This window comes from Agromyces cavernae (genome assembly GCF_021044935.1).
In the GTDB taxonomy this organism is placed as follows: Bacteria; Actinomycetota; Actinomycetes; order Actinomycetales; family Microbacteriaceae; genus Agromyces; species Agromyces cavernae.
Genome location: NZ_JAJNMP010000001.1, coordinates 311979 through 337470, shown reverse-complemented (window position 1 = coordinate 337470; position 25492 = coordinate 311979). Strand labels below are relative to the sequence as shown.

At 70.1% G+C, this 25492-nt stretch carries 22 protein-coding genes and 1 pseudogene; 10 read left to right on the top strand and 13 right to left on the bottom strand.

Annotated elements, in window-relative coordinates; translation table 11 throughout:
- Positions 1–73 precede the first annotated feature (73 nt).
- The 3 genes from LQ757_RS01560 to LQ757_RS01550 form a co-directional block, all read right to left on the bottom strand.
- Positions 74–1738, bottom strand: a complete 1665-nt coding sequence (locus LQ757_RS01560; protein ID WP_231045448.1) for an FAD-dependent oxidoreductase — start codon at positions 1736–1738, stop codon at positions 74–76.
- Between the two features lie 106 nt (positions 1739–1844).
- Positions 1845–2132 (bottom strand): metal-sensitive transcriptional regulator, encoded by a 288-nt coding sequence (locus LQ757_RS01555; RefSeq protein ID WP_231045447.1) that lies wholly within the window; start codon positions 2130–2132, stop codon positions 1845–1847.
- Between the two features lie 30 nt (positions 2133–2162).
- Positions 2163–3059, bottom strand: a complete 897-nt coding sequence (locus tag LQ757_RS01550; RefSeq protein ID WP_231045446.1) for a LysR family transcriptional regulator — start codon at positions 3057–3059, stop codon at positions 2163–2165.
- Between the two features lie 82 nt (positions 3060–3141).
- Between LQ757_RS01550 and LQ757_RS01545 the strand changes: the two genes are divergently transcribed.
- The 9 genes from LQ757_RS01545 (at position 3142) to LQ757_RS01505 (ending at position 13840) form a co-directional block, all read left to right on the top strand.
- Positions 3142–4461, top strand: coding sequence for a M20 family metallo-hydrolase (locus LQ757_RS01545; RefSeq protein ID WP_231045445.1), 1320 nt, complete (start codon positions 3142–3144; stop codon positions 4459–4461).
- Positions 4458–5573 carry a diaminopropionate ammonia-lyase gene (locus tag LQ757_RS01540; protein ID WP_231045444.1) on the top strand — a complete coding sequence of 372 codons (1116 nt, stop codon included), beginning with the start codon at positions 4458–4460 and terminating at the stop codon, positions 5571–5573. The genes LQ757_RS01545 and LQ757_RS01540 overlap by 4 nt, the downstream gene beginning before the upstream one ends.
- Positions 5570–6706: an ArgE/DapE family deacylase gene (locus tag LQ757_RS01535; RefSeq protein WP_231045443.1), complete on the top strand. Its 1137-nt coding sequence runs from the start codon at positions 5570–5572 to the stop codon at positions 6704–6706. The genes LQ757_RS01540 and LQ757_RS01535 overlap by 4 nt, the downstream gene beginning before the upstream one ends.
- Positions 6707–6825: 119 nt before the next feature.
- Positions 6826–8256: an MFS transporter gene (locus LQ757_RS01530; protein ID WP_231045442.1), complete on the top strand. Its 1431-nt coding sequence runs from the start codon at positions 6826–6828 to the stop codon at positions 8254–8256.
- A 198-nt stretch (positions 8257–8454) separates the two neighbouring features.
- Complete coding sequence (locus LQ757_RS01525; protein ID WP_231045441.1) at positions 8455–8670, top strand: heavy-metal-associated domain-containing protein; 216 nt, start codon at positions 8455–8457, stop codon at positions 8668–8670.
- Entirely contained in the window at positions 8670–9659 is a 990-nt protein-coding gene (locus tag LQ757_RS01520) for a DUF8832 domain-containing protein (protein WP_231045440.1), read from the top strand. Before LQ757_RS01525 ends, LQ757_RS01520 begins: the two co-directional genes overlap by 1 nt.
- A gap of 44 nt (positions 9660–9703) precedes the next feature.
- Positions 9704–11971 (top strand): heavy metal translocating P-type ATPase, encoded by a 2268-nt coding sequence (locus tag LQ757_RS01515; RefSeq protein ID WP_231045439.1) that lies wholly within the window; start codon positions 9704–9706, stop codon positions 11969–11971.
- 103 nt (positions 11972–12074) lie between these two features.
- On the top strand, positions 12075–13199 hold the full coding sequence (locus LQ757_RS01510) for a DUF998 domain-containing protein (protein ID WP_231045438.1): 1125 nt from the start codon (positions 12075–12077) through the stop codon (positions 13197–13199).
- Between the two features lie 59 nt (positions 13200–13258).
- Positions 13259–13840, top strand: coding sequence for a YdeI/OmpD-associated family protein (locus LQ757_RS01505; RefSeq protein WP_231045437.1), 582 nt, complete (start codon positions 13259–13261; stop codon positions 13838–13840).
- 37 nt (positions 13841–13877) lie between these two features.
- Here LQ757_RS01505 and LQ757_RS01500 read toward each other — a convergent pair whose 3' ends face one another.
- The 4 genes from LQ757_RS01500 to LQ757_RS01485 all read right to left on the bottom strand — a co-directional run bounded on the left by LQ757_RS01500 (position 13878) and on the right by LQ757_RS01485 (position 19889).
- Positions 13878–15302: a DUF2252 domain-containing protein gene (locus LQ757_RS01500; RefSeq protein ID WP_231045436.1), complete on the bottom strand. Its 1425-nt coding sequence runs from the start codon at positions 15300–15302 to the stop codon at positions 13878–13880.
- Positions 15299–16951: an MFS transporter gene (locus LQ757_RS01495; RefSeq protein ID WP_231045435.1), complete on the bottom strand. Its 1653-nt coding sequence runs from the start codon at positions 16949–16951 to the stop codon at positions 15299–15301. The genes LQ757_RS01500 and LQ757_RS01495 overlap by 4 nt, the downstream gene beginning before the upstream one ends.
- Before the next feature lie 142 nt (positions 16952–17093).
- Complete coding sequence (locus LQ757_RS01490) at positions 17094–18425, bottom strand: serine hydrolase domain-containing protein (RefSeq protein ID WP_231045434.1); 1332 nt, start codon at positions 18423–18425, stop codon at positions 17094–17096.
- 156 nt (positions 18426–18581) lie between these two features.
- Positions 18582–19889, bottom strand: a complete 1308-nt coding sequence (locus tag LQ757_RS01485) for an ATP-dependent DNA helicase (RefSeq protein WP_231045433.1) — start codon at positions 19887–19889, stop codon at positions 18582–18584.
- Between the two features lie 216 nt (positions 19890–20105).
- Between LQ757_RS01485 and LQ757_RS01480 the strand changes: the two genes are divergently transcribed.
- Positions 20106–21152 carry a hypothetical protein gene (locus LQ757_RS01480; RefSeq protein WP_231045432.1) on the top strand — a complete coding sequence of 349 codons (1047 nt, stop codon included), beginning with the start codon at positions 20106–20108 and terminating at the stop codon, positions 21150–21152.
- A 161-nt stretch (positions 21153–21313) separates the two neighbouring features.
- Here LQ757_RS01480 and LQ757_RS01475 read toward each other — a convergent pair whose 3' ends face one another.
- The 6 genes and pseudogenes from LQ757_RS01475 to LQ757_RS01450 form a co-directional block, all read right to left on the bottom strand.
- Positions 21314–23281: a bifunctional copper resistance protein CopD/cytochrome c oxidase assembly protein gene (locus tag LQ757_RS01475; RefSeq protein ID WP_231045431.1), complete on the bottom strand. Its 1968-nt coding sequence runs from the start codon at positions 23279–23281 to the stop codon at positions 21314–21316.
- A 255-nt stretch (positions 23282–23536) separates the two neighbouring features.
- Positions 23537–23821: an HU family DNA-binding protein gene (locus LQ757_RS01470; RefSeq protein ID WP_231045430.1), complete on the bottom strand. Its 285-nt coding sequence runs from the start codon at positions 23819–23821 to the stop codon at positions 23537–23539.
- 305 nt (positions 23822–24126) lie between these two features.
- On the bottom strand, positions 24127–24432 hold the full coding sequence (gene rpsN, locus LQ757_RS01465; protein WP_231045429.1) for a 30S ribosomal protein S14: 306 nt from the start codon (positions 24430–24432) through the stop codon (positions 24127–24129).
- A 3-nt stretch (positions 24433–24435) separates the two neighbouring features.
- Positions 24436–24603, bottom strand: coding sequence for a 50S ribosomal protein L33 (gene rpmG, locus LQ757_RS01460; protein WP_022892462.1), 168 nt, complete (start codon positions 24601–24603; stop codon positions 24436–24438).
- The gene (gene rpmB / locus LQ757_RS01455) at positions 24603–24839 is read right to left on the bottom strand and encodes a 50S ribosomal protein L28 (protein ID WP_231045428.1); all 237 of its coding nucleotides are present in this window, start codon (positions 24837–24839) and stop codon (positions 24603–24605) included. The genes rpmG and rpmB overlap by 1 nt, the downstream gene beginning before the upstream one ends.
- 252 nt (positions 24840–25091) lie before the next feature.
- Positions 25092–25328: pseudogene (locus LQ757_RS01450) on the bottom strand (glutamate decarboxylase); the annotation flags it as partial.
- Positions 25329–25492: the final 164 nt, after the last annotated feature.

Here is a 25492-nt window from a genome sequence, read left to right as displayed (position 1 = left end):
GGGTGGGATTCGCTGCGCGCGTCGGGCGCGATTGCGCGCATCCATCGTCGGCGACAGGCCGGCGGATGTCGCGTCAGGCGGCCATGGCGTCGGGCTCGACGGCGGCGCGCGAGGCCATGCCGGCCGCCCAGGTCAGGTAGCCGCCGTCGAGGTTGACGGCGTCGCGGCCGAGCTGCGCGAGCAGCCGAACCGCGGTGTGGCCGCGCTGGCCGACCTTGCAGTGCACGATGAGGCGGCCGGCCGGCAGCTCGCCGGAACGGGACCGGAGCTCGTCGAGCGGGATCCGAAGCGAGCCGGGGATCGCACCGGCCGCCACCTCGTCCGCCGTTCGCACGTCGACGACGGCGGCGCCGGCATCGACCGCGGCCTCGACCTCGTGCCATTGGATCGAGGGGGTGAGTCCCTCGCAGGCGTTCAGCGCGACGTAGCCGAGCATGTTGACCGGGTCCTTCGCCGACGAGTACTGCGGGGCGTACGCCAGTTCGAGGTCGGCGAGCTCCGACGCGGTGATGCCCCCGGCCATGGCGGTCGCGATGACGTCGATGCGCTTGTCGACGCCCTCGCCGCCGACGCCCTGGGCGCCGAGGATTGCGTCGGTCTCGGCGTCGACGAGCAGCTTGAGCGCCATCGTCTGGGCACCCGGGTAGTAGCCGGTGTGCGAGGCGGGGTGGGTATGGATGATCCGGATGTCCCGACCGCGCGAGCGCAGCAGCTTCTCGTTCCATCCGGTGGTCGCGACGCTCATGCCCATGACCCCGACGATCGCGGTGCCGATCGCGTCGCGCACGCGGATGCCGCGACCCACGATCGCGTCGGCCGCGAGCCGGCCGTGGCGGTTGGCGAGACCGGCGAGCGCGACGAGCCGGGGCTCCCCCGCGATCGCGTCGACCTTCTCGACGGCGTCGCCGATGGCCCAGATGTTCGGATCGCTCGTGCGCAGCGACTCGTCCACACGGATGCCGCCACGGGGACCGATCTCGAGGCCGGCGGCCTTCCCGAGGCTCGTGTCGGGCCGCACGCCGATCGAGCCGAGCACGAACTCGGCGCGCACGGTGGTGCCGTCGCTCAAGACGGCGGTGTCGGGCCCGAGCGCGACGACCTGCGTACCGAGCCGCACGTCGATGCCGGCATCGCGAAGGTGATCCGCGACGGGCGCGGCCATCTCGGGGTCGAGCGGCGGCAGCACCTGGTCGCCGAGTTCGACGAGGGTCACGCCGAGCCCGCGGTGGGCGAGGTTCTCGACCATCTCGAGGCCGATGAAGCCCGCGCCGATGACGAGGGCGCTGCGCGGCGCGACCTCGAGGGCCGCCATCGCGGCGTCGACGTCGTCGATGTCGCGGAGGGTCAGCATCCGCTCGCCGCCCTCGATCGGCGGTCGCATGGGCGTGGCGCCGGGCGACAGCACGAGCGCGTCGTAATGCAGCGTCGTCTCCTCGTCGGTGGCGAGGTCGCGGGTGAGCACGGTCTTCGCCTGGCGGTCGATCGCCACCGCCTCGGTGCGCACGCGCACGTCGAGGCCGAACCGGCTGCCGAGCGAGGCGGGCGTCTGCAGGAGCAGGTCGGAGCGCTCTTCGATCACGCCGCCGAGGTAGTACGGGAGCCCGCAGTTTGCGAACGACACGTGACCGCCGCGCTCGAGCACGGTGATCTGCGCGTGCTCGTCGAGCCGGCGCAGCCGCGTCGCGGCGGACATGCCGCCCGCGACGCCGCCGACGATGAGGTACCGCTTTGAAGTCATGGCCTCCATGGTAGGAATACCCCCTGGGTATTGTCAAAATACCCCATGGGTATCTCCCGGCCTGCGCGAGGGGGCTCGGGTGGCACTACGCCCGGGACACGAGTGTCTACGAAAGCGAAAGGAACAGCTTCTCGAGCTCGTCGAAGTCGAGGCGCTCGCCGGAGGTCTCGACAGCGTCATCCGCTCGTGCCTCGTCGGTCGCGCAGTCGCGCATCGCAGTGGAGATGACAGCGAAGCCCGCACGATCGAGCGCGCTCGAGACGGCGGCGAGCTGCGTGACGACCACGCGGCAGTCGGCGCCCGACTCGACCGCCTCGATGACGGCGTTCAGTTGGCCGCGGGCGCGCTTCAGCCGGTTCGCGATACGACGCTGAGCCTCTTGCTTGCTCTCCACGGTCTGATCGTATCAATACCCCACGGGTATCTACCCATCGACCATTGAGGAGCCTGCTCCCGAGACGTGGGCTCGCATGGCACGTCTCGCTGCGGCGAGCGCCGGGTTGGCTTCACTCCCGCTGCGGAACGCAAGGCGGATCGCCCGCCCGTCGCCGGTCGGCTCGAGCACGCACCCGGCCGCGTCAGCGGCGATGAGCGCTGGGAGGAACGCGACCGCCTGGCCACGCGCAACGAGCCGCGCGTGGAGGAGCACGTCGACGGATTCGAACGCGACGGCCGGCTCGAATCCCGCGGCGCGGCATGTGGCGACCGCCCACTCCCGCGAGCGGGTCCCCGGCGGTTCCATGGCCCAGCGCGCATCGGCGAGGTCGGGCAGCCCGCCCACCTCGCGCCCGGCGGGCGTGGCGATCAGCATCGGGTCGTCGAGGAGATGCTCGGTCGTGATGTTGGTGATCGGCGCGGCGGGCGACCCGGGGTACTCCTCGTAGAGCACGAGATCGACGTCGCGGGCGAGCAGTGCCGGGAGCGCCTGCTCGGCATGGACGTGCCGGAAGGTGGCGACGACGCCCGGGTGCTCGTCGGCGAGCAGATCGAGCGCCCCGGGGATGATCGCGTGCGCGGCGGTCTGGAAGGTCGCGATGCGAACCTGTCCCGAGACGGTCGCACGGCTCGCGGCGATGGCCGCCTCTGCCTGCTCGAGTTCGAGCAGCACGCGCTCGGTGTGGGCGACGAGCAGCTCCGCGGCATCGGTCAAGCGCACCCGACGGCCGACCGGCTCGAGGACTGGGGCGCCGACCTCGCGCTCGAGGATCGCGAGCTGGTGCGAGATGGCCGACGCGCTGTATCCGAGCGCCTCGCCGACGGCCGCGAGCGTGCCGCGGTGCTTGAGCTCGCGGAGCAGGCGTAGTCGATGCAGGTCGTACATCCGAGACCATTCGAAATGAATCATGAATACTGTTGAGAATCATGCTATCGATGAATGGATGCCGCGTCCGTAGGTTCGAGACATGACCGACACGCTTTCCACCCGCTCGCCCGGCCGCACACTCGCCATCGACGCCGACCGCCTCTGGTCCTCGCTCATGGAACTCGCCCGCATCGGGGCATACGACGACGCCTCGACTGGCCTCGTCGGTGTCAACCGCCAATCCCTCACCGACGCCGACGCCGAAGGCCGGCGCCTGCTCGTCCGCTGGATGGAAGGGGCGGGACTCGAGGTCACCGTCGACGAGATGGGCACGATCTTCGGCCGACGCGAGGGCAGCGAGCCCGGCCTCGCGCCCGTCATGGCGGGCTCCCACATCGACAGCGTCGCCACCGCGGGCGCCTTCGACGGATGCCTCGGGGTACTCGGCGCGCTCGAGGTCGTGCGCAGCCTGAACGACGCGGGCCTCACGACGCGCCGCCCGATCGTGATCGCCGCGTTCACCGAGGAGGAGGGCGTGCGCTTCGGCACCGACATGCTCGGCTCGGCCGTCGCGGCCGGTCGCCTCACGCTCGAGTACGCGTACGACCTCGTCGACGACGCGGGCCTCCGCTTCGGCGACGAGCTCGAGCGGATCGGATTCAAGGGCGACCGCCCGGTGCGGCTCAACCCGCCGCACGCCTACGTCGAGTGCCATATCGAGCAGGGCCCGGTACTCGCGCAGGAGGGGCACGCGGTCGGCGTGGTCACGGGCGTGCAGGCGATCTCGTGGCAGAAGGTTACGATCCACGGCCGCGCCGCACACGCCGGCACCACGCCGACCGAACTCCGGATCGACGCGGGCCTCGCGGGCGCTCAGATCGTCGTGCACGCGCGCGAGATGGTCGACTCCGGCCGCTACGGCCGGCTCCGCGCGACCGTCGGACACGTCGCGACCTCGCCGGGCCTGCCGAGCGTGGTCCCCGACCGTGCCGAGCTCACGGTCGACCTCCGCAACCCCGACGACGCGCACATGGCCGCGGCCGAGGCCGACCTCGCCGCATTCCTCGAACAGCTCCCGGCGGGTCAGCCGGGGCTCCGGGTCGAGACCAAGCGGATGGCCAAGACCCACCAGGTGCCCTTCGATCCGGCCATCCAGGACGCCATCGCGGCGGCTGCCGCCGACGTCGGCCACACGACGATGCGCCTCATGTCGGGTGCGGGTCACGACGCGCAGGAGATCGCCGCGATCGCGCCGACCGCGATGATCTTCGTACGCGGCCAATACGACGGCATCAGCCACAACCCGCGCGAGTACTCCACGCCCGAAGACTGCGCCGCCGGCATCTCCGTGCTCGGCACGACGCTGCTGCGCCTCGCGAACGAGGCCGCTGACAAGCCTGCGGACGAGGCCGCCGCATGAGCGCGATGTACTGGAATCCCGAGGCGCGGGCCTGGCGCGCAGACCGGCTCACCGGGGTGATCGCGTTCCATCGGAGCCTTCCCGGCTACCAGCCGACGCGCCTCGTCGACGCCCCCGACCTCGCGGCCGAGTTCGGCGTCGGTCGCGTGCTCGTGAAGGAGGAGAGCTCCCGGCTCGGCCTTCCCGCCTTCAAGATCCTCGGCGCCGCGTACGCGATCTCCCGAGCCCTCTCGGCCCGGTACGGCACACCCGATCGCGCCCTCGCTCTCGACGAGCTGCGCGCGGCCGCCGCGGCCGCACCCGGCGCGGCGGTCCGCCTCATCGCCGCCACCGACGGCAACCACGGGCGCGCCGTCGCGCACACCGCCCGGCTGCTCGGCCTGCCCGCCCAGATCTGGTTCCCCGACTCCCTCTCCGCCGAGGCGAAGCAGGCCATCGCCGACGAGGGCGCCGAGACCGTCGAACTCGCGATCCCGTACGACGACGTCGTCGACGCCGCGACGCGTGCGGCGCAAGATGTCTCGCCTGACGCGATGCTCATCCAGGACACCGCGTGGCCGGGGTACGAGCAGGTTCCACAATGGATCGTCGACGGCTACTCGACGCTGTTCGAGGAGGCAGACGCCCAGCTCGCCGAACTCGGTGTGATGCACCTCGACCTCGTCGCCGTGCCCGTCGGCGTCGGCTCACTCGCCCAAGCGGCGGTGCGTCACTACCGTTCCGGGTCCGGCGCGCCGATCGTGCTGAGCGTCGAGGCCGCCGCCGCGCCGCCGATCATCGAATCCCTGCGCGTGGGCGAGCCGGTCAGCGTGCCGACGAGCTTCACCGTGATGTCGGGCCTGAACTGCGGGACGGTCTCGGGCAACGCGTGGCCGATCCTGCAGGCCGGTCTCGACGCGGCGGTCACTGTCGATGACGATGCCGCGATCCGCGCGGTCCACGACCTCGAGGCGCTCGGCATCGACTCGGGCCCGTGCGGGGCCGCGACGCTCGCGGGCGTTCGGTCTCTGCTCACCGACGTTCGGGCCCGCGATGCGATCGGCCCCGACGCGACCGTCCTGCTGCTCTCGACCGAGGGTCGCCTCGCCAACCCGCTTCCGGCCGGCCGATGAACGAGCTCGACCTGCTCCGCCGCCTCATCGAGATCGACTCCGTCAACCCGGCGCTCGTGCCGGGCGGGGCCGGCGAGGCCCGCATCGCCGACGCCGTCGCCGACTGGCTCGGCGAGCGCGGCTTCGACTGCCGACGCCTCGAGGCCGTGCCCGGGCGACCCTCGATCCTCGCCGTCGCCCACGGCACGGGCGGGGGGCGCAGCCTCATGCTCAACGGGCACCTCGACACGGTGTCGCTCGCAAGCTACGACGGCGATGGGCTCGACCCCGTGATCCGCGACGGGCGACTCCATGGTCGCGGCGCGTACGACATGAAGTCCGGCCTCGCCGCGATGATGGTCGCCGCAGCCCGCGCGCACCAAGAGCCGCACCGCGGCGACATCGTGCTCGCCCTCGTCGCCGACGAGGAGCACGGCAGCCTCGGCACCGAGGAGGTGCTCGACGCGATCACCACCGACGCGGCGATCGTCGTCGAACCCACCGGCCTCGACCTCGTCACCGCCCATCGCGGGTTCGCGTGGGCCACCGTCACGGTCCGCGGCCGCGCCGCCCATGGCTCCCGTCCCGAACTCGGCCTCGACGCGATCGCCAAGGCGGGTGCGTTCCTCACCGCGATCGACGAGCTCGGCAGCCGCCTCGCGACCGGCATGGCGCGCCATCCGCTGCTCGGCACCGGCAGCGTGCACGCCGGCACGATCGCAGGCGGTGCCGAGACGTCGAGTTATCCCGACGCGTGCGTCGTCACCGTCGAACGGCGCACGATCCCGGGCGAAGATCACGACACGTTCGAACGCGAGCTCCGGGACATCCGCGAACGCATCGTCCTTGCCGACCCCGGCTTCACCGCCGACATCGAGCTCGCGACCCACCGCGAACCGTTCGAGTCGTCCGCGACATCCGCGATCGCGACCGTCGTCAGCGAGGCGTTCCGCGACATCGCCGGCCGCGAGCCCACGCGTCGCGGCGAGCCGTTCTGGACCGACTGCGCACTCCTGCACGCGAAGGGCATCGACACCGTCATGTTCGGCGTCGACGGCGGAGGTGCGCACGCCGCCGACGAGTGGGTGGAACTCGACTCCCTCCGTGCCGTGACCGACACCCTCGAGCGCGTCATCCGCAACTACATCGGCTGAACGGGCGGCGCGCTGCGCCGCAGCCCGCCGCCGCGTCGAAACTTCATGCACCGTTCGGGAATACCCCATGGGGGTATTCCGTAATACCTCCACAACGGTATTCACGAAAGGAACGGCTCATGTCACCAACCACGACCGGCACACCACGCCGGTGGCTCGGGCTCGCGCTCATCGCAGCAGCGCAGTTCGTCGTCATCATGGACACCTCGATCATCGGGGTCGCCCTCCCCGACATGCAGGCTGCGCTCGGCTTCACGCCCGAGTCGCTGTCCTGGGTGTTCACTGCGTACGTCATCGCGTTCGGCGGGCTGCTGCTGCTCGGCGGGCGACTGTCCGACCTGTTCGGCGCGCGCAGGGTGTTCCTGAGCGGCTGGATCATCCTCGCCGCCGGCTCGCTGCTCGCCGGAGCCGCAGGCAACGTCGCCGTCGAGATCGCCGGCCGCGCCGTCCAGGGCGCGGGCGCGGCCCTCATCGCCCCCGCCGCACTCACCCTGCTGATGGCCCTGTTCGGCGGCACGCCCGAGCTGCCGAAGGCGTTCGCGGTCTACGGAGCGGCCGCACCCATCGGCGGCACCGCCGGCGTGTTCCTCGGTGGAGTGCTCACCGAGTACGCGAGCTGGCCATGGGTGTTCTACGTGACCGTGCCGATCGCCGCGCTCGTGATCGCGCTCACCCCGATGGCGTTGCCAGCCATCGCCGGGCAACGAGGATCCGTCGACCTCGTCGGCGCCGTCACCGGAACGGCCGGGCTCGCCGCTGTCGTCTACGGCATCGTCCGCGCCCCTGAGACCGGGTGGGCTGCCCCCGAGACGCTCATCGCCCTCGGCGCCGGTGCGGTCCTGCTCGCCCTCTTCTTCTTCGCACAGGCACGATCGCGCCAGCCCCTGCTGCGACTCGGCATCTTCCGTGCGCCTCAGCTCGGAGCGGCGAACCTCGCCCAGCTCCTGCTCGGGGCGGCGTGGGTTCCGATGTGGTTCTTCCTGAACCTCTACCTGCAGCAGGTTCTCGGCGCCGGTGCGTTCGCGGCGGGTGCGGCTCTGCTCCCGATGACCCTGCTGATCGTGCTCGGGATGACCCTCGTCGCCCCGCGCCTGCTCGCGAGGTTCGGGGCGAAGGCGCTCATCGTCGCCGGATTCGCGTTCCTGGCCGCGGGCCTCGTGTGGCTCGCGTTCGCCCGGCCCGACGGCAGCTACGCAGTCGACGTGCTGCCGGCGTCGCTGGTCGCGGCATTCGGGATGGCCCTCGCGTTCGTGCCGTCGCTCGGAACGGCGACCGGTGCCGCACGACCCGAGGAGACCGGCGTTGCGTCAGGGCTCGTGAACACGAGCTACCAGATCGGGTCGGCCATCGGGCTCGCCGCCCTGACGGTGCTCAGCTCGGCGATCGCCGCGGGCGGCTCCAGCGCCGAGGCCCTCACCGGCGGATACGCGGCGGCCTTCATCGGCGCTGCCGTCATCGCGGCCGTCGGCGGGATCATCGCCGCCGCGACGCTCCGCGGTCGCCGCGCGGCGAGCACCGAGGACGTCGAGCTCGTGGGCGCCGACGCATAGTCGGGCCGGCGGCGCAGGGGGCGGTCCACCGACCGCCCCCTGCGCCGCGGTGCGCCCTGCCCGGCGCAGCTTCCCCGGCCGCACCGACGGGACATCCCGACGGCCGTTTGTGGAATAGACGGCGACGCGATACGTTAGATACAGATACCCGGTAGGGGTATCCAGCACATGAAGAACGACGAACCAGGAGGATCAGAGATGGGCACGAACACGAACGAGTACCAGGTGACCGGCATGACGTGCGGCCACTGCGAGATGTCGGTCCGTGAAGAAGTCGGCCAGATCGCCGGCGTCGAAGACATCAAGGTGAGCGCGCAGACCGGCAGGCTGGTCGTGACCGGCTCCGGCGCGGTCGGCGACGCACAGGTTCTGGCAGCGGTCGAAGAGGCCGGTTACTCGGCGGTGCGAGTCTGATGAACGCCGGGGCGCGGCTGGGCCTCTTCGGCGGCGGGCTCGCGCTGGCATTCGTGGCCGCGTTCGGGATCGCCGCCCTGGTGGTCCCCGACAGCCTCGTGGCCGCATGGGCGAAGGGAAGCGAAATGGAAGCACACGGCGAGGGTCACACAACGGCGGCACAGCCGACCGAAGACCCGGTGAATGGAGTGTCGCTCTCGGCAGGCGGGTTCGTGCTGACCTCGATCGACGGCCCGGCCCGGCCCGGCGAGACCGGGGAGCTGAGCTTCCGCATCGAGCGGACCGACGGCGAGCCGGTGACCGAGTACACCGAGTCGCATGACAAGCAGTTGCACCTGATCGTCGTGCGATCCGATGGTGCTCGGTTCCGGCACGTGCACCCGACGCTCGATGCGGCCACGGGCACGTGGTCGACACCGTGGGAGTGGGCCGAGGCGGGCACGTATCGCGTGTTCGCCGACTTCACCCCTGCCGGCGACGACGCTGACGGAGTGACGCTGACCCGCACCGTGCAGGTCGCGGGCGAGTACGCACCGGTCACGGCCGAGCCGAGCCGCGTCGACGAGGTCGGCGGATTCACCGCCACCATCGACGGCGACCTGGTCGGCGGCGCCGCCCGCGAGCTGACGATCACGATCAGCCGCGACGGCGAGCCGGTGACCACGCTCGAGCCGTACCTGGGCGCCTTCGGCCACCTCGTCGCGCTGCGCGACGGCGACCTCGCGTACGTCCACGTGCACGCCGAAGGCGACCACGCGGACCCGGGCGACACGGCCGGGCCGGCCATCGAATTCGTCGCGCAGACCCCGACTGCGGGCCGCTACCTGCTGTACCTCGACTTCAAGGTCGACGGCCGGGTCCATACCGCCGAGTTCGTCCTCGATGCCGCCCAGAGCGGCGTCGCCGAAGAAGCCCACGGCGACGCCGAGAAGACCGGCGGCGACGCCGAGAAGACCGGCGGCGGCGAGACGCATTCCGAGGGCCACTGACCACGAGGTCGCGCCTCGTCCGAGACCGACAGAAGGAACCACAGATGAGCACATCAGCGCCCCCGAGCGGGATCACCGGCCTCGAGCTCGAGATCGGCGGGATGACCTGCGCCTCCTGCGCGATGCGCATCGAGAAGAAGCTCAACCGGCTCGACGGCGTCACCGCGACCGTGAACTACGCGACCGAGAAGGCGAAGGTGACGGTCCCCGACGGGTACGACCCGACGCTGCTGATCGCCGAGGTCGAGAAGACCGGATACACCGCCGCCGTGCCGGCGCCGAAGACCGCGGCGGATGACGCGGGCACGACTGGCGCGCACGATGACGCCGATCCCGAACTGCAGTCGCTGCGCACCCGGCTGATCGTGTCGATCGTGCTGACCGTGCCGGTCATCGCCATGGCGATGATCCCGGCCCTGCAGTTCACCTATTGGCAGTGGGCCTCGCTGGCACTCGCGGCCCCGGTGATCGTGTGGGGCGCGCTGCCGTTCCACCGGGCGGCGTGGACCAACCTCAGGCATGGCGCGGCCACGATGGACACGCTCATCTCGATCGGCACCTCTGCGGCGTTCCTGTGGTCGTTGTACGCGCTGTTCTTCGGCACGGCCGGCACCCCGGGGATGACGCACCCGTTCGAGCTGACGCTGGCTCCGTCCGATGGCGCGGCGAACATCTACCTCGAGGTGGGTGCCGGGGTGACGATGTTCATCCTCGCCGGCCGGTACTTCGAGAAGCGGTCCAAGCGGCGGGCCGGCGCTGCGCTGCGTGCGCTGCTCGAGCTCGGCGCGAAAGAGGTCTCGGTCCTCCGCGGCGGCCTCGAGACGAAGATCGCCGTCGACGACCTGCGGGTCGGCGACGAGTTCATCGTCCGCCCGGGCGAGAAGATCGCCACCGACGGTGTCGTGGTCTCGGGCACATCCGCCGTCGACGTGTCGATGCTCACCGGCGAGTCGGTCCCGGTCGAGGTCGGCGAGGGCGACGCCGTCACCGGCGCGACGGTCAACGCAGGCGGACGCCTGGTCGTGCGAGCCACCCGTGTCGGGTCCGACACCCAGCTGGCGCAGATGGCACGGCTCGTCGAGGAGGCGCAGACCGGGAAGGCCGAGGTGCAGCGGCTCGCCGACACGATCTCCGGTGTCTTCGTGCCGATCGTGATCGTGATCGCGATCGCGACGCTGGGCGCGTGGCTCGGCGCCGGGTTCCCGTCGGCCGCCGCGTTCACGGCCGCCGTCGCTGTGCTCGTCATCGCCTGCCCCTGCGCCCTGGGCCTGGCCACGCCGACGGCCCTGCTCGTCGGCACCGGCCGCGGGGCGCAGCTGGGCGTGCTGATCAAGGGTCCCGAGGTGCTGGAGTCCACCCGCACGGTCGACACCGTCGTGCTCGACAAGACCGGCACCGTCACCACGGGCAAGATGACCCTCGTCGAGACGATCGTCGAGCCGGGCATCGACCCCGCGGAGTTCCTGCGGATCGCCGGGGCGTTGGAGGATGCCTCCGAGCACCCGATCGCGCAGGCCATCGCGAAGTCCGCGACCGAGCAGGTCGGACCCCTTCCCGTGCCCGAGAGCTTCGCGAACGTCGAGGGCAAGGGCGTGCAGGGTGTCGTCGAGGGCCACGCCGTCGTCGTGGGCCGCGAGTCGCTGCTCGCCGATTGGTCCCTCGATCTCAGCGACACCCTCGCCGCCGCCAAGGCTCGCGCAGAGGGCGAGGCCAAGACCGTCGTCGCCGTCGGCTGGGACGGTCAGGCCCGGGGCATCCTCGTGGTCGCCGACGTGGTCAAGCCGACCAGCGCCGACGCCGTCGCCGGGCTGAAGGCGCTCGGACTGACCCCGGTGCTGCTCACCGGCGACAACGAGACGGTGGCGAAGCGCATCGCCGCGGAGGTCGGCATCGAGCAGGTCATCGCCGAAGTCCTGCCGAAGGACAAGGTCGACGTCATCGCCCGCCTGCAGCGCGAGGGAAAGGTCGTCGCCATGGTCGGTGACGGCGTCAACGACGCTCCCGCGCTGGCGCAGGCCGACCTCGGTCTCGCGATGGGCACCGGGACCGACGTGGCCATCGAGGCCTCCGACATCACGCTCGTGCGCGGTGACCTGCGCAGCGCGGTCGACGCGATCCGCCTGTCGCGCAAGACGCTCGGCACGATCAAGTCGAACCTGTTCTGGGCGTTCGCCTACAACGTCGCCGCGATCCCGATCGCCGCGCTCGGCCTGCTGAACCCGATGCTCGCCGGCGCGGCCATGGCCCTTTCGAGCGTGTTCGTCGTCGGCAACAGCCTTCGCCTGCGGGGCTTCACCAGCGTCGCGAACTGACGCGGGCCACCCGCCCACAATCACGCGATCCGCGTGATGCGGTGCGGGCGGGGGCGGGCCATCGTGCTGATCATCGAGAGAGAAGGCGACGACGGAGCCCACCATGCTCGCCGCAGATCAGCCACCGGCATCCCGCCCGACCACACGCATCCGGTCGGGCGGGGTGAGCCCTCAGTCCTACGGACTCCGCGTCGAGACCGAGGCCATCGTCGCCGGTCTCGCCGCGGCCGTGCTCTTCGGGCTCGTCGCCGCGATCATCTTCGCGGGTCAGGTCACTCCGCTCTGGGGCGGCCTGTCGGTCGGCGCCGTCGCCGCCATCGGCGCGCTGGTCGCGGGCATCGCCGCCGGCTATACCGGTTACTGGCGCTCGAGACACCGCCCGGGGCAGGAGTGGCGACTGCACATCGCGTCGTGGAAGTTCGTCGTCGACTCGACCACGGTCGCGCTCGTGCACGCGATCATCGCGGCGATCCTCACGACCGCGGTCTTCGTCCTGCTGCAGCGCAGCTTCGAAGGACTCGTGCTCGACGTCTACAGCGGCTCGATCGCGGTCACCGTGTGCGCCGGGGCGGCCGCCTACCTGATCTACCAGTCGGTCTCCGAGATCACGACGCGCAAGATGTCCACGATGCTCGTCGTCTTCATGGCGATCAGCGTGCTGACGAGCATCGCCACCGCACAGGACCCGGCCTGGTGGGAATACCACTTCAGCCAACTGGGCACCGCGGGCGACTTCTCCTCGTCGCTCTTCAACCTCGCGCTCATCGTCGCGGGATTCTTCGTCACGACGTTCGCGCTCTACCTCGACCGCGATCTGACCACCCTCGTCGAGCGGGGCGTGCTGGAGCATCCGACCGCCCCTCGCACCATCTCGGTGACGTTCATCGTCATGGGACTCATGCTCGCGGGCGTCGGCGTGTTCCCGCTGCACGTGAGCATGCCCCTGCACAACCTGTGCGCGTCGGGCATGGCGCTCGCGTTCTCGGTCATGGTGCTCGGTTCTCCGCACATCCTGGCCGGACTCCCCCGCCGCTTCTTCATCTTCTGCATCGGCACCTTCGCGGTGCTGATCGGGGCGTTCCTGCTGTTCGAACCGGTCGGGTACTACAACCTCACCGCGTTCGAGCTGATCGCGTTCAGCATCATCTTCGGCTGGATCTCGGTGTTCATCCGCTTCGTCAACGCACTGGCGGCTCCCGGCGACCCCGAGGCGGCTTCGACGTCGTGAGATCGGATGCCGCGACTCGCGGCACCCGTCATCCCGGTGCCGACCGGTAGCATGCGGGGATGGTCGATCGCGACGCCGCCGAACGTCTCCACGTCGAGTCACGCTCCGAGTGGCGTGCCTGGCTCGCCGACCATCACGAGGCGAGCCCCGGCGTGTGGCTCGTCGTGTGGAAGAGCACCACGGGGCGTCCGCGCCCGACCTATGAGGAGCAGGTGCTCGAGGCGCTCGCCGTCGGGTGGGTCGACGGGCAGGCGAAGTCGGTCGACGACGAGCGAACGATGATGTGGTTCACGAGGCGAACGCCGAAGAGCCCCTGGTCGTCATCGAACAAGCAGCGCGTCGCTCGACTCGAGGCCGAGGGCCTCATGCTGCCCGCCGGTCTGGCTGCCATCGAGGCCGCGAAGGCCAACGGCATGTGGAACGTGTTCGACGACGCCGAGCGGCTCATCGAGCCCGCCGAGCTCGCGATCCTGCTCGACGTCGACCCGGCCGCGCGCGCGAACTGGAACGCCTATCCGCCGTCGGTGCGACGCTCGGCCCTGTCGTGGGTGGCGCTCGCCGCCCGCGACGAGACGAAGTCGCAGCGCATCGCGGCGATCGTGCGCGACGCGGCTGCGGGTCAGCGGCCCGGCCCCCGTTAGCCGGCGAGCGCTCGAGGCACGCGGCCGCAGTCGCCGCTCACGCGGACGCCGCGGCTTCGAGCCGACCCGAGGCCACCGCATCGGCGAACGCCGCGTAGTCCCGTTCGTTCTGGTCGGCGTAGTCCACGGCGAACTCGGCGATCGCCAGGTCGAACCGATCGCTGCGGCCGAGATAGGCGGCGATCGCCACACGGTCGCCCGCGCGAGCATGAGCCCTCGCGAGCACGCCGCCGCAGAGTTCCGCATAGAACCTGGCTCCGGCGGCATCGAAGTTGTCCACGTCGGCCGCGCCCTTCCAGTCGTGCAGCTGGCGCAGGTAGAAGTCGCGCTCGACGCCGTCGAACCCGGTGACCCGTTGCCATCCGAGGAAGATGTCGCTCGCGGCCTGCATGAGGCGTTGTCCGTTGACCACGCGCTCACCGTGATTGTCGAACCTGCTCGCCGGGAGGAACCGTTCGAGCACCGACGACTCGGCCTGCTTCGCCTGCAGCAGCAGTGGATCGCCGTCGTCGCGACCGCGCAGGAGCACGATCCACGCCCGGGTGCCCACGCTGCCGACGCCGACGACCTTGCGCGCCATGTGCACATACTCGAACTCCTGCATCGGGTGGTGGGGCAGGCGAAGCGTGGACTGGTACGAGCGGAGCAGCTGCTTCATCTCGGCGACGTCGTCCTCGCGCGTGCGACCCACCGGGTGCAGCTCCTCGAGCGGAACGATCAATGGCGGGTCGGCTGCGATGCGCATCTCGCCGTCGACCACCTCGACGAGTTTCGCGACGGCGCGCATGCTGTCGCGCGTGCGCGCCTTCTCGATGACGGCACTCGTGCCCTTGAGCTGTCTGCGCGCGATGCGCTTCGCCCTGCGCTCGGCCTCGACCGAGGCCATGAACCGCTCGGCGTCGATGCGGTCGTACCATGCGTCGAGCACATTCGAACGCGCGGCGGCGAGCATGACCTCGCGGTAGCCGCGCACGACCGCGAGGTTCACCTCATGCCGGTCGCCGCGCGGAAGATCGAAGTTGCGTGCGGCGACCTCGAAGCTCGCCGCCAGCCGCTTGATATCCCACTCCCACGGCCCGGGCAGCGTCTCGTCGAAATCGTTGATGTCGAACACCAACCGGCGCTCGGGGGTGCCGAACACGCCGAAGTTCGACAGGTGCGCGTCACCGCAGATCTGTGTCGTGATGCCCGACACCGGCGTGCCCGCGAGATCGGCGGCCATGAGCAGCGCGGCACCACGGTAGAAGGTGAACGGCGAGACCAGCATGCGCGCGTGCCGGATGGGCACGAGCTCGGGCACGCGTGTCGTCGCCTGCTCCTCGAGCAGGGCGACCGGGTCGACGCGGTCGGTGGGCGGGGTCCATCCGGCGTGGCTCGATCGCGGCGTGCGCCGCCTCGCCTCGCGACCGAAATCGGCCCGCCCGGCGAAATCGGTCGGCGACGGGAGCGGCTGCTCGTTCATGGGGTCTCCTTCGTCGAGGCGGGTGGGGCGTCCGCGCGTTCGTCCGGCGCCTCGCCGGGCGGCCGGCCGAGGACTTCGCCGGGGATGCCGCGGGAGAAGAACAACGACACCAGCGCGATCACGATGAGGGCGACGAGCGACACGCGCAGCGACTCGATCTGGGAGTCGGCATAGACGCGCTCGAGTTCGGCGGCCTCGGCATCGTCGAGCCCCGATTCGGCGGCGAGGTCGGAGACGGACGCGGCGGGCACGATCTCGACGCCCCCGCTCGTGGCCTCGGCCACGAGCGCCTGCGTCTCGTCGGGCAGCGAACTCGCGGCCACCCCGCCGGCGAACGACGTCGCGAGCGCACCGATCAGCACCGACCCGATGAGCGCGGTGCCGAGCGAGGAGCCGAGGTTCTGGAACACGCCCTGCAGCCCACCGACCTCGCTCGACTGCTCCTCGCCGACGCTCGACATGTTCACGTTGCCGATCTGCGACGCCAGCAGCCCGAGCGCGGCGCCGGCGGCGAACATGCCCGCACCGAACGCGAGGCTCTTCAGCTCGAGGTCGACCGCGCCGAGCAGCAGGACCGACGCGACCACGAGGATCACCTGGCCGACCCGGATGATGCGGCGGGGCGACCAGAGCAGCGAGAGACGCGTACCGAGGATCGAGAACAGGATCAGGCCGATCGAGAGCGGGAAGATCCGGATGCCGGTCTGCAGCGCGTCGAGGCCGAGGGTCATCTGCAGGTACACGGGCATCATGAAGAACAGGCCCGCGGTCATCGCGTACTGCGCGAGCAGCACCGTGAGCCCGCTGCGCAGTCGCAGGATGCGGAACAGGGCGATGTCCACGAGCGGCGGGCGGCCCGCAGCAGACAGGTGACGTTGCCGGGCGACGAAGGCCCAGATGAGTGCCGACCCGGCCATGATGAACCACGAGGTGGGCGACACGCCGAGCGGCGCCCACTCGACACCGCCGATGAGCGGCGGCTGCAACGGGAGGACCCAGCCCCACGTCTTGCTCTGCAGCATGCCGAACACGACGAACACGAGCCCGGCCGCCGAGAGCAGCACGCTCAGCACATCGATCCGCGACGGCCGCGCGCCGGTTCGGTCCTCGATCCGCCGCGCGAACAGCACCACGCCGGCCATGATGACGACCTCGGCGACGAACACGTACCGCCAGCTCAGGTAGGTCGTCATGAATCCGCCGATGAGCGGGCCCGCCGCGACGGCCGCTCCCGATGCCGCGCCGATGATCGCATAGGCGGTGACCCGGGCGTGGCCGTCGTAGTTGTCGGCGATGAGCGCCGCGATCGCCGGGATCACGAGCACGGCGCCCAAGCCCTCGATGATCGACCAGCCGAGGAAGAGCACCACGATGTTCGGGCTCAGTGCGGTCGTGAGCGAACCGACGGCGTAGACGATCGACCCGATCACGAACGCCCTGCGCCGCCCCCAGACATCGCCGAGCTTCGCCCCGAACAGCATCACGGCCGCCATCGTCAGCGTGTAGAAGGTAATGGCCGCCTGCATGGCGTCGACCGAGGTGTCGAGGTCCTCGACGACGGTGGAGATCGACACGTTCATGACCGTGCCGTCGAGCACCATCACGAACTGCGCGCTGCCGAGGATCGCGATGACCGGCCAGTTCTTCATCTCTCGACCCCGATCTGCCGCATCCCCATGCGGCGAACAGCTGCGACGGCAGACGAACGCCTACGGTGATGCTCCCACCGATCATGCCCTCGCGGGAAGAGCGACACCGGGTCGCCGAGAACCCCGGGCAGCGCGGCGCGCGTCAGCCCTCGGCGGGCGGCGCGGGCGTCTCGGTCGGGGCTTCCTCCGGAGCATCCGCCGGGGTGGGGCACAGGCCGAGCTCCGTCATCTTCGTCGTCGCCTGCTCGAACGACCACGGCAGCTCGACGAGCGGTCGCTGCCGTTCGCCCGCCGCCGCGGCCTTCGAGCCGAGCGACGCGAGCGCGAACGCGGTCTCGCGCACGAAGTCGGCGCCCGACGTGGAGTTGTTGAGCGCCACGACGACGGTCAGCCCCGTCTCGGGATCGGTGAACGCCGCCGTCAACGCGCCGGGCGACTCGCCGAATCCGCCGCGCAGCGGGCCGTACTCGGCACCGCCGATGCCGAACGTCTGCCACGGCGGCGCCGATCCGCCGAGGGGCGACGTCGTCCATTGCGCACGCGCGTGGTGTTCGCCGAGCAGCGACCCCGTCGCGAAGGCCTCACTCAGCTTGCGCACATCGTCGAGGCTCGACACCGCGCCGGCCGCGACGCCGCCCATCGAGCTCGACTGCGCCGAGTCGTCGAGCACGGCATCGCACACCGGCTTGCCGTCGGCTGCGATGCTCGCGGCGTACGCTCCGAGCACTCCGTCGAGGCGAGTGGTGCTCGGACCGGGAAGCGCCGTGTCTTCGAGGCCGAGGGGATCGGCGACGTACTGCTCGACGAGTTCGTTCCAGGTGCGTCCCGTGGCCTCCTCGAGCGCGAGCCCCAGCAGCAGGATGCCGGTGCGCGAGTACGACCACTTCTGGCCCGGAGTTCCGGTGCGGTTGTTCGCGAGGCCCGTCGCGAGCAGCTCGTTGGGCGACCAGACGCGCTCGGGGTTCGCGATGAAGTGCGGCTCGAGACCGGGATAGTAGTCGGCGAGACCCGACGTGTGACGACAGAGCTGCTCGAGCGTGATGCCGTCGAGCCCGGCCACCCGGTCGACGTAGTCGGTCACGGGATCGTCGAGCGAGACGGTTCCGGCCTCGACGAGGCGAAGGAGGACCGTGCAGGTCAGTTCGGCGGTGAGCGGGCCCAGGCGGAATCGGTTCTCGGTCGATGCCGGGCGAGCCGCCTCGCCGAGGCTGACGGCGCCCGAAGCAGCCGACCACGATCCCGCCCATGGTGCCCATACTCCCGCGACCCCGCCGCTGGATCCGCTGAGCGCGATCGCCTGGTCGAGCACCCCCTCGAGCGACGTCACGAGCTCTTCGTCGAACGCGGCGTCGACGGGATCGAACTGCTGCCCCGGGTCGACGGTGCCGCCCGTGCAGCCGGTCAGCGCGAGCGCGGCGGCGGTTGCGAAGGCGGCGACCGCCGATCGCCAGCCCCGCTTACCCCGGTCACCCACCGTGCCCCCTCAAGCCGTGTGTCCGCGAGAATTGTAACCCGCGATGGTGGCGTCGCCCGGACGGGCAAGCCTGGGAGACGTCGATCGGCCCGCATCCGCGAACCGACGACGAACCTTCTACTGGTATATGTCCGCTCGACTTCGAAAGGTTCCCGATCAGTCGCCCGCGGGCCCGATCTCGCGGATCGCACCCGACATGAACCGCTCGACGTTGCGGTCGACGATGATGTCGTTCGGCCGCAACGGCCGCGACAGGTAGAGGCCGTCGAGCGCGGTGAGCCGGCTCAGCGCGACGTACGTCTGGCCGGGGCTGAACACGCGTGAACCCAGGTCGACGATCGCCGTCTCGTAGCTCGCGCCCTGCGACTTGTGGATGGTGACCGCCCACGCGAGCCGCAGCGGGAACTGGGTGAACTCGGCGACGATCTCGCGCTCGAGCTTCTTGCGCACCGGGTCCCACGAGTACTTGAACTTCTCCCAGGTCACCGGCTCGACCTCGTGCTCGTCGCCGTCGATCTCGACCTTCACCTCGCGCTTCAGCGACGTGATCGTGCCGATCGTGCCGTTCACCCAGCGCTGGGCGTCGTGCCCGATCGCCGTGTCGTTGCGCAGGAACATGACCTGCGCACCGACCTTCAGCTCGAGCCGTTCGTCGGCCGGGAACGCGCGCCCGCCGAAGTCGCCGTTGACCTCGGCCTCGTTCGCCTGCGACGTGCCGGGGAGACGATGCAGCTGGGTGGCATTGATGCGATTGACGGTGTCGTTGCGCGTGGCGAGCGTGATGGCGCCATGCTCGGGCAGCGGTCGCCGCGCCCCGACACCGTTGAGCACGCCGGCGATCTCGGCGGTGACCCGACCGTGCCGCACGGCGTTCAGCATGAGCTTGAATTCGTCGTCATGCTGGCGGTGCACCTCGCCGAGCTCGAAGATCTTGAGGTCGGCGTCGCGCCACACCTTCGCGTCGAAGAACCACATCGAGTCGTACGTGTCGGCGAAGTAGGCGCGCTCGTCGCCGTCGCCGGGCACCGGGGCGAGCTGGTACGGGTCGCCGAACAGCACGACCTGGGCGCCGCCGAACGGCTCGAACGGGCGCTGGCGGGCCTGCCGCAGCGACCGGTCCATCGCGTCCATGAGGTCGGCGTTCACCATCGACACCTCGTCGATCACGAGCGTGTCCATCGCGTTCAGGATCTTGCGCACCGCGTCGTTCTGGTCGATGTCGTGGTCGGCGATGACCCCGATCGGCAACCGGAACAAGGAGTGGATGGTCTGCCCGCCCACGTTGAGGGCGGCGACCCCGGTGGGCGCGCAGATCACGATCTGCTTCTGCGTGTGCCAGTTCAGGTGGTTCAGCAATGTCGACTTGCCGGTGCCGGCGCGCCCGGTGACGAACACGTGCTCGCGGGTGCCCTCGATCGCCTGGAACACCGCGGCCTGTTCGCGGGTGAGGGTCACGTTCTGCACGGGGAGTCTTTCGATGAGGCGAGCGGATGTCGCAGCCGGCGCCGAGCGTCGATGCCGGCTGTGGGCACCGCGCGGTCGCCGAGGGTGCGCGCTCCCACTGTAACCGCGTGCGCCTGCGCCGTCGGCGAGACGGCCGAATCCGTGCATTGCGGCAGGAACGGGCGCCGCTGTGGATATCCTCAGGTTGTCGCGATCCCCGCACCTAGACTTGGCCGGGTGGGGAGTTCAGAGGTGCGCCGGGGTCGGGTGTCCGCCATGGCCGTCATCGGCTGGGCCGGCCTCGCATTGCTCGTCGTCGGAGCGTTCCTCGCGGCGCTCGGCGGGCTGAACGCCACCATCTACGGCGCCTCGACGTTCGTCGAGCGCTATCTCGAGGCGATCGCCGACGACGACATCGCCGCGGCGTCATCGACCCCCGGCGTCGCGCTCGACGCGGCCGAGCTCGAGGCCTTCGGCCTGCCGGCCGACATCTCCACGGCCATGCTGCGCTCGGGGGTCGTCGCGGCCGGCCCGCAAGACGTGCGCATCGTGAGCGACGTCGCCAACCCCGACGAGAGCCATTCCGTCACCGCGAGCTATCGTCTCGGCGACGAGATCGCCGAGTCGACGTTCCTCGTGCGCCCGCTCGAGCCGCTCTACGGCGTGCTGCACCGGTGGGAGTTCGCCGACAGCCCCGTCGCGGTCATCGACGTGACCGCCGCACACAATCCGCTCTTCACCGTGGGCGACCTCACGCTCGACACGCGCGCGACCAAGACGGGCGACGAGCTCGAGGCGTTCACGCAGACCGCCCCGTACCTCGCCATCGCACCGGCGGCCTACACCTTCGAGTACGACTCGACGCTGCTCGAGGCGACGCCGGTCTCGGTCATCGCGGGTGCAGCCGAGCAGGTCCCGGTCACGGTCGACGCCCAACCCACGCCCGCATTCGTCGAGCGCGTGCAGCTCAAGGTCGACGAGTACCTCGCCTCGTGCGCCGAACAGCAGGTCCTGCAGCCCGCCGGCTGCCCGTTCGGCATCGAGATCGACGACCGGGTCACGAGCACGCCGGTGTGGACCATCCTCACGACGCCGCAGGTGACGCTCACGCCGGGCGAGAGCTCGTTCGACATGCCGCCCACCGAGGGCGTCGCCCACATCTCGGTCGACGTCCAAGACCTCTTCGACGGTCACTTCTACACGCTTGAAGAAGACCGGCCGTTCACGCTCGCACTCGCGGCCACGATCAACCCCGACGGCTCCATCGCGATCCAGCTGAAGTAGCGCTCGTCGGTCCGTCCGTCCGTCCCACCATCCGTCCGTCCCACCTGTCTCAAGCCGTCCCGAAAACAGGAAGACACGCCGACGACGCATCGAGAACAGGAACCGCCGGACGCGTCGCGTGCCCGATTCCTGTTTTCGGAACAGGATGCAGACGGCGAGCGCTACCCGGCGCTGCGGTCGTGCTCGGCGATGGCCGCGAGGCGCGCGTTGTACTCCTCGAGCTCGGCATCGCCCGTGCGGTCGGCGTGCCGGTCGAGACGCTTCGACTCCTTCTCGTCGCTGCGCGCCCACTGGATCGCGACGGTGATGGCGAGCGCCACGGTCGGGATCTCGCCGACCGACCACGCGATGCCGCCACCGAGCTGTTGATCGACGAGCGCGTCGGTGCCCCAGCCCATCGCGCCGTACCAATCGGCGAGGAACAGGCCGGTGCCGCTCATGATCGCGAGGCCGAAGAACGCGTGCAACGCCATCGTGCCGAGCAGCAGCAGCAGGCGGAACGGGTACGGCAGGCGGTAGGGCACCGGGTCGATGCCGATGAGCGACTGCACGAACAGGTACCCGGTGATGAGGAAGTGCGTGACCATCCACTCGTGGCCGATGTGGTCGAGCATCGACCACCGGAACAGCGGTGTGTAGTAGAACACCCAGAGCGAGCCGGCGAACAGCACCGCGGCGACGATCGGGTTCGCGATGAAGCCCGCGAACTTCGAATGCACGGCGAGCAGGATCCACTCGCGACCGCCGCGACTGCCGTCTTTTCGTGGCCGGATGGCCCGTGCCGCGAGCGTGACGGGAGCACCGGGTACGAGCAGCACCGGCACCGCCATGGTCAGCGCCATATGGCCGAGCATATGCGCCGAGAAGAGGTACTGCTCATAGACGTTGACGCCGCCGCTCGTGACATACGCCAGCAGCAGCAGGCCGGCCACCCACAACACCGCGCGGTATGCGGGCCAATGGTCGCCGCGCCGGCGCAGCCGCAGCACTCCCGCGACGTAGAAGAAGATGCCGAACCCGCACGCGACGATCCAGAGCAGGTCGGGCTTCCACTCGGTGAAGAACCGGAAGTACTCGGGCCACGGCGGCAGCGGCTCGCCGGTGAGGATCTCGGCGGGAGTGCGCGCGAGCGAACCGGCCTCCTCGGTGACGGGCGTTGCAGTGCGGGCGAGCGCGGCCGCAACCCCCGATGCGAGCCCCATGAACACGAGCTCGCCGACGACGAGCCAGGTGAACGGGCCCGGACCCGCACCACGGGTCATCCGCCCGATCAGGAACCGACGCTGCACCGCACCGAAGCAACCGAGCGCGATGAGCGCCGCGACCTTGACGACGACGAGCCCGCCGTATGGCGTGGCGAGCTCGTCCAGCGTGCCGATGCGCAGCGCCGCACTCGCGTAACCCGACAGCGCCACGACGATGAAGCAGACGAGCGCGACCGTCGAGTACCGAGTGAGCACGACGACGAGCCGCTCGGTGCCGAGCGCACGCTTCAGGAGCACGATCGTGAGCAGTCCGCCGAGCCAGGCGGCCGCGAACACGAGGTGCAGTCCGAGGGCCGAGATCGCGGCGTTGTGGCCGGCAGCGCCCGCCGCGTGGCCCTGCTGCGCCATCGGCACGAGCGAGGCGACGGCGAGCACGGTCACGAAGACGAGCGCGGTGTGGTTGCGCACGGCGAAGCAGAGCACCGTCACGGCGGCGGCGACGAGGGTGGTCGTGAGCCACGCCTGGCCGAGCTCGATCGTCGTGACGAACTGGCCGAGCTTCTGCCCGAAGTCGTCGCTCAGTTCGAACGGCACGGCCGTGACCAGCAGGAAGGTGAAGAACGCGGTCGCCGCGCTCGCGACCGTCATCACCGCGGCCGACGCGGCGGCGACATCGAGTGCGAGGTCGAACTCGCGGCGCTTGGGACTCAGCGCCCACACCGCGAGCACGAGCGCACCGATCATGCCGGCCGCGGCGAGGTTCGTCAGCAGCTTCGCGATCGGCACCCCGTAGCGCGTGATCGGGCCCGGATCCTGGATCAGCTGCGCGTCAGCCCCGCCTCCGAACGAGAGTGCGGCGAACGTCGCGACGAGCGCGACGATGGTGAGCACGGCAGGGCCGAGCACGCGGACTGAGCGGGGCACTGAACCAGCCTAATCCGCCCTGCACACGGGCGCCGAAAGTGCACTCCACGCCCCGCAGGAGGCGACGACTGCACTCTCGGCGCGCAGTGCATGGGGCTCGGACACAAGAAGCGGCACCGCAGCCGCCGAGAGTGCACTCCACGCCCCCCTGGAGGGCGACGACTGCACTCTCGGCGTACGAGGGGGCGCCGGGATGCACCCGGGACGACGAAGGGGCGCACGGCTCACGCCGCACGCCCCCTCTGAAGGCACTGCCTACTTGGCGGCAGCCTTGAGCTTCGAACCGGCCGAGACCTTGACCGAGTAGCCGGCCGGGATCTCGATGGTGGCGCCGGTCTGCGGGTTGCGGCCGGTGCGCGCAGCGCGGTGCGTGCGCTCGACGGCGAGCCAGCCGGGGATGGAGACCTTGGTGCCCGAGCCGACGGACTCGGCGAGCGCCTCGAACAGGCCGTTGAGCACGCCGTCGACGGTGGCCTGGCTCTGGCCGGTCGACGAAGCGATCTTCGCGACGAGCTCGGACTTGTTCAGCGTGTCAGCCATTGAATGTCCTCCTCAGGACTTCCGCTGTGAAAAGTACAGCAACTTGATTGGAGTGGGAACGATCGTTCGAACGCCCCCGTGGCCTTCAGGCCGCCTCGAATGTAACAGAGATCCGCGGAATCTCGCGGATTTCCGGCCTTTTTCCGAACCTTCGCACGGCGTGTCGCCGGGTCGGGGCGTGATCGGATGTCCCAGGGACGACGAAAGGGGCGCCCCTTTCGGGCCGCCCCTTTCGGTGAAGCTGCTGCTTACCAGCTCGCGCAGAGCGCGAGTTGATGTGCTCGGCTTTGCCTACTGTCGTCGTGTCACCACGACGACTTCGTGATGCCGGGAAGCTCGCCACGGTGCGCCATGTCGCGGAAGCGCACACGCGAGATGCCGAACTTCGAGAGGTTGCCGCGGGGGCGACCGTCGATGGCGTCACGCGAGCGCACGCGCACCGGCGATGCGTTGCGGGGAAGCTTCTGCAGGCCGACGCGGGCGGCCTCACGCGACTCGTCGGTGCCGTTCGGGTCGACGAGCGCCTTCTTCAGCTCGAGGCGCTTGGCCGCGTAGCGGTCGACGATCACCTTGCGCTGCTCGTTGCGCGCGATCTTGCTCTTCTTCGCCATGTCTTAGCGCTCCTCTCGGAAGTCGACGTGCTTGCGCACCACGGGGTCGTACTTCTTGAGCACGAGACGGTCGGGGTTGTTGCGGCGGTTCTTGCGGGTCACGTAGGTGTACCCGGTGCCGGCGGTCGACCGAAGCTTGATGATCGGCCGGATGTCCTGTGCCTTCGCCATTAGAGCTTCACCCCACGTGCCTGCATGTCCTTGACCACTGCTTCGATGCCACGGGCGTCGATCACCTTGATGCCCTTGGCGGACACGTTGATGGTGATGTTGCGACGCAGCGACGGCACGTAATAGGTCTTCCTCTGCACGTTCGGGTCGAAGCGGCGCTTCGTCCGGCGGTGCGAGTGCGAGATGTTGTGTCCGAAGCCGGGAACGGCTCCGGTCACCTGGCACACTGCTGCCATTGTTCTTTCCTCCAGTACCGAGGGGCGGATGCCCCTCCCAAGGTCTCTTGTCTGCTGACGATTCCGCGCGAACACCCGCGATTGCTCGCGAATTCGTGAGGGATCGTCGACGGTCTGGGCAGTGGAAGTACCCAGCCAACGAGCCAGCTTACCAGAGGCCTGATCGCGAGCCGAATCGAGCGGATGTCCCCCGGGGTCGCTCGGTGCGTCCGCGGGGAACTCATCGCCGCGGCATCCGTGCTCATCGTCGGCTCAGTGGTGGAACCCGGGCCTCTGCCCCTCGGTCGGCATCGGCGAGCTCAGCGCGTCGAGCCACGCGGTCTCGGTGCGGATGTCTTCGAGCAGGTCGTCGGCGAGGTCGCGGCTCAGGCCGTTGCGCACGACGATGCGCTGCACCGTGAGGTCGCTCATGTCGTCGGGCATGGGGTAGGCGGGGACGAGCCAGCCCTTCATGCGCAGGCGATCCGAGAGGTGGTAGAGGTTCCAGTCGTTGCAGAACTTCGCGCCAGACACCACGCCTCGCGTGCCTGACCGCGATACCCCGATTCGAGGGGTGGGCGAGCGCGGAATGGCGGATGCCGCGGGCATGGCGTGGGCGTGACGTGGAACCTATCGCTGATCGGGTGTTCGCCCCGCTCGGCGTGCTCGGCGAC

What these genes read in the sequence shown, in the direction of transcription:
- LQ757_RS01560 (WP_231045448.1), bottom strand. Translation starts at nt 1,738, where the DNA reads ATGACTTCAAAGCGGTACCTCATCGTCGGCGGCGTCGCGGGCGGCATG.
- LQ757_RS01550 (WP_231045446.1), bottom strand. Translation starts at nt 3,059, where the DNA reads ATGTACGACCTGCATCGACTACGCCTGCTCCGCGAGCTCAAGCACCGC.
- LQ757_RS01545 (WP_231045445.1), top strand. Translation starts at nt 3,142, where the DNA reads ATGACCGACACGCTTTCCACCCGCTCGCCCGGCCGCACACTCGCCATC.
- LQ757_RS01540 (WP_231045444.1), top strand. Translation starts at nt 4,458, where the DNA reads ATGAGCGCGATGTACTGGAATCCCGAGGCGCGGGCCTGGCGCGCAGAC.
- LQ757_RS01535 (WP_231045443.1), top strand. Translation starts at nt 5,570, where the DNA reads ATGAACGAGCTCGACCTGCTCCGCCGCCTCATCGAGATCGACTCCGTC.
- LQ757_RS01530 (WP_231045442.1), top strand. Translation starts at nt 6,826, where the DNA reads ATGTCACCAACCACGACCGGCACACCACGCCGGTGGCTCGGGCTCGCG.
- LQ757_RS01525 (WP_231045441.1), top strand. Translation starts at nt 8,455, where the DNA reads ATGGGCACGAACACGAACGAGTACCAGGTGACCGGCATGACGTGCGGC.
- LQ757_RS01520 (WP_231045440.1), top strand. Translation starts at nt 8,670, where the DNA reads ATGAACGCCGGGGCGCGGCTGGGCCTCTTCGGCGGCGGGCTCGCGCTG.
- LQ757_RS01515 (WP_231045439.1), top strand. Translation starts at nt 9,704, where the DNA reads ATGAGCACATCAGCGCCCCCGAGCGGGATCACCGGCCTCGAGCTCGAG.
- LQ757_RS01510 (WP_231045438.1), top strand. Translation starts at nt 12,075, where the DNA reads ATGCTCGCCGCAGATCAGCCACCGGCATCCCGCCCGACCACACGCATC.
- LQ757_RS01505 (WP_231045437.1), top strand. Translation starts at nt 13,259, where the DNA reads ATGGTCGATCGCGACGCCGCCGAACGTCTCCACGTCGAGTCACGCTCC.
- LQ757_RS01500 (WP_231045436.1), bottom strand. Translation starts at nt 15,302, where the DNA reads ATGAACGAGCAGCCGCTCCCGTCGCCGACCGATTTCGCCGGGCGGGCC.
- LQ757_RS01495 (WP_231045435.1), bottom strand. Translation starts at nt 16,951, where the DNA reads ATGAAGAACTGGCCGGTCATCGCGATCCTCGGCAGCGCGCAGTTCGTG.
- LQ757_RS01470 (WP_231045430.1), bottom strand. Translation starts at nt 23,821, where the DNA reads ATGGCTGACACGCTGAACAAGTCCGAGCTCGTCGCGAAGATCGCTTCG.
- rpsN (WP_231045429.1), bottom strand. Translation starts at nt 24,432, where the DNA reads ATGGCGAAGAAGAGCAAGATCGCGCGCAACGAGCAGCGCAAGGTGATC.
- rpmG (WP_022892462.1), bottom strand. Translation starts at nt 24,603, where the DNA reads ATGGCGAAGGCACAGGACATCCGGCCGATCATCAAGCTTCGGTCGACC.
- rpmB (WP_231045428.1), bottom strand. Translation starts at nt 24,839, where the DNA reads ATGGCAGCAGTGTGCCAGGTGACCGGAGCCGTTCCCGGCTTCGGACAC.